Source organism: Pseudomonas edaphica (assembly GCF_005863185.1).
Lineage (GTDB): Bacteria > Pseudomonadota > Gammaproteobacteria > Pseudomonadales > Pseudomonadaceae > Aquipseudomonas > Aquipseudomonas edaphica.
Genome location: NZ_VBVZ01000656.1, coordinates 1 through 3,304 on the forward strand (window position 1 = coordinate 1; position 3,304 = coordinate 3,304).

General features: G+C 60.4%; 3 protein-coding genes. 1 reads left to right on the top strand and 2 read right to left on the bottom strand.

The window, feature by feature from the left end:
- Both FEM54_RS28400 and FEM54_RS28405 read right to left on the bottom strand, forming a co-directional pair.
- On the bottom strand, nt 1-557 hold a 557-nt coding region (locus tag FEM54_RS28400; RefSeq protein WP_171045927.1), incomplete at its 3' end, for an enoyl-CoA hydratase-related protein.
- Between the two features lie 16 nt (nt 558-573).
- A complete protein-coding gene (locus FEM54_RS28405; protein ID WP_017138325.1) occupies nt 574-1,779 on the bottom strand; it encodes an acetyl-CoA C-acetyltransferase in 1,206 nt (401 codons plus the stop codon).
- 648 nt (nt 1,780-2,427) lie between these two features.
- Between FEM54_RS28405 and FEM54_RS28410 the strand changes: the two genes are divergently transcribed.
- Complete coding sequence (locus tag FEM54_RS28410; RefSeq protein WP_017138326.1) at nt 2,428-3,234, top strand: c-type cytochrome; 807 nt, start codon at nt 2,428-2,430, stop codon at nt 3,232-3,234.
- The last annotated feature ends 70 nt before the right edge of the window (nt 3,235-3,304 follow it).

Sequence of the window (3,304 nt, forward strand, 5' to 3'; positions counted from 1 at the left end):
CTGATACACCACGCCTGCAATGCCTGCTGCGGCCGCACTTTTTTACCTTCCAGCAAATACGGCAAAGCCTTCTCCAGCCCCAGCATGCGCACCATGCGCACTACCCCGCCGCCGCCCGGCAACAGGCCCAGGGTGACTTCCGGCAGGCCAAGCTGAGTAGATTTGTCATCCAGCGCAACGCGGTAATGACACGCCAGGCAAATCTCCCAACCGCCGCCCAGCGCTGCGCCATTGATCGCGGCCACCACCGGTTTACCGAGAGTTTCCAGGCGGCGCAGTTGCGCCTTCAACACCAGCACGCTGTCGTAGAAAGCCTTGGCGTGGGCTTTGTCGACTTTGATCAGTTCATTGAGGTCGCCACCGGCGAAAAAAGTCTTCTTCGCCGAGGTGATAACCACGCCGGCGATGTTGGCCTTTTCCGCCTCAAGGCGTGTGACGATGGCCGCCATGGCCTCCCGGTACACGCCGTTCATGGTGTTGGCGCTCTGGCCGGGCATGTCGAGGGTCAGCACCACAATCTGGTCCTGGCCTTTTTCGTAACGAATGGCTTCGGTCATGACAAATTCCTTGGGCTCAGAGGCGTTCGATGATGGTGGCGATGCCCATGCCACCGCCGACACACAGGGTGGCCAGGCCGTAGCGCTGCTGACGCACCTCCAGCTCGTCGAGCAGGGTGCCGAGGATCGCGCAGCCGGTGGCGCCCAGCGGGTGGCCCATGGCGATGGAGCCGCCGTTGACGTTGACTCGGGCGGCGTCGATGCCCATGTCTTTGATGAACTTGAGAACCACAGAAGCAAACGCTTCGTTGACTTCGAACAGGTCGATGTCTTCAACGCGCAGACCGGCTTTGGCCAACGCCTTGCGCGTCGCCGGTGCGGGGCCGGTGAGCATGATGGTCGGGTCGGTGCTGGTCACCGCCGTAGCGACGATGCGCGCCCGTGGTTGCAGGCCCAATTCACGGCCCTTGGCCTCGGAGCCGATCAGCATCAACGCAGCGCCGTCGACAATGCCGGAGCTGTTGCCGGGCGTGTGTACATGGTGGATACGCTCCACATGGCTGTAGACCCGCAGCGCGGTGGCGTCGAACCCCATCTGCCCCATCATTTCGAAGCTTGGCTTGAGCTTGCCGAGGCCTTCGAGGGTGGAGTCACCACGGATAAATTCATCATGGTCCAACAGCACGATGCCGTTCTGATCCTGCACCGCAATCAGCGACTTGTTGAAGGAACCGTCTGCACGAGCCCTGGCCGCTTTCTGCTGGGACTGTAGGGCGAAGGTGTCGACGTCCTGGCGGGTGAAGCCTTCGAGTGTAGCGATCAGGTCCGCACCAATGCCTTGTGGCGTGAAGTGGCTGTGCAGATTGGTCTGCGGGTCGAGCACCCAGGCGCCGCCGTCGCTGCCCATAGGCACGCGGGACATGGACTCGACACCGCCGACCACCACCAGGTCTTCGAAGCCCGAGCGCACTTTCATTGCGCCAAGGTTCACCGCTTCGAGGCCCGAGGCGCAGAAGCGGTTGATCTGCACGCCAGCAACGCTGACGTCCCAGTCGGCCACCAGTGCAGCGGTCTTGGCAATGTCGGCGCCCTGGTCACCCACCGGGGTGACGCAGCCAAGGACGATGTCATCTACCTGGCGCGTGTCGAGGTCGCTGCGTTGCGCCAGCGCCGTCAGCAGGCCCGCCACCAGGTTGACCGGTTTGACGCTGTGCAGGGCACCATCGGCCTTGCCTTTGCCACGGGGCGTACGTATCGCATCAAAGATCAAAGCTTGGGTCATGACATCCTCGAGCAGCCAGTGCGTGTGTGCCTACCTTCAGGCCCGATTGACACGGTTTCAATGACCGATGCGCTCATTGCTTTTGACCCCCTCGCTCGGACGAACGGTAGGCAGCTATGGGAAACCGCTGATTAATCGTTTTAGCTGTCTAGCCCTAGGGCTGGCGCCAAGATGGCACTAAGCCTCATGCCGTTTTTAGCGCAAATACTGATTAGCTGATATGAAATGGATCTAAGCCGCGAAGAACGAGGGCTCTAAGGTTGAATCAGTAGGAAGCTGCTGCCGGGTTTTGCTGGGGCAGTTGTAAGAAAAGTGCAACGTCACATCGCGATACTGAAATTTATCGGCACGCATTTGACGCTCAGGAATAACAACAAAAGGCAGTCAGCCATGTTTAAACATTCGAAAGTACGTCAGGCGGGACTTATTCTGTTCGCCACCACACTGATTCTGATCCTGCCCAATTTAACCAAGGTTATCGGGTGACGATTCAGCCTCCAGATTCCGTGCACACACAGCACCAGGACTGCAGCTTTTGGCAGCACCTGCCAGGACATTGCGCATAGCGGTCCTGTTGCAGGGGCTGTCTTTTTGCGCGCAGCTTTCCGGTATTGTGGGCGCCACCGCCACCTAGAACCGGGCTCTCCCTTGAAACCGATCCTTGCCTTCCTCGCTTTGCTGTTGGCCCTGCCGGCAACGGCCGCGCAATTGACCATCGAACTCGACCACACCCGCAAGACCTGGCAGACCGCTGAGCTGCTCAAGCACCCGGATGCGCAGACGGTGCAGATCGTCGATGACGTTTCCTACAAGCGCACTATGACCTATCGCGCCGTGCCGCTGGCCTCTCTGCTACCGGGTCTCACGCCTGCGAACCATCTGCAAGCCGTGGCCCTGGATGGGTTCGCCGCAGAACTGACAGCCGCGCCGCTTCTGGAGAAACACGGTGCCCGCGCCTGGCTGGCAGTGGAAGACCCGGCCCAGCCGTGGCCTGCACTGGCAGACGGTAAACCGAGTGCCGGGCCGTTTTATCTGGTATGGACCGACCCGCAAGCCGGGCATATCAGCCCTGAACAGTGGCCGTTCCAGGTGTCCGAGATCAAGCAATTGAAGACGGTGGCTGAGCGTTTTCCGGCCTTGTTGCCTGACCCGAAGTTGGCGGCGAATGACCCGGTCAACCAGGGCTTTGCGCTGTTTCAGAAGAATTGCCTGGCGTGTCATCGGCTCAATGGCGCCGGCGATGCGCAGGTGGGGCCGGACTTGAATATTCCCTACAACCCCACCGAGTATTTCAGCGGGGATTTCCTCAAGCGTTACATCCGCGACCCGCAGAGCTTGCGGCATTGGCCACAGGCGAAGATGCCGGCGTTTAACGCCAGTGTGCTGCCCGATGGCGAGTTGGATTTGCTGGTGGGGTACTTGAAGCATATGGCGGGGCGTAAGCAACAACCCTAAGCCCATCACAAATCCAATGTGGGAGCTGGCTTGCCTGCGATAGCGGCCTGCCAGCCCGCACAGGTGTAGC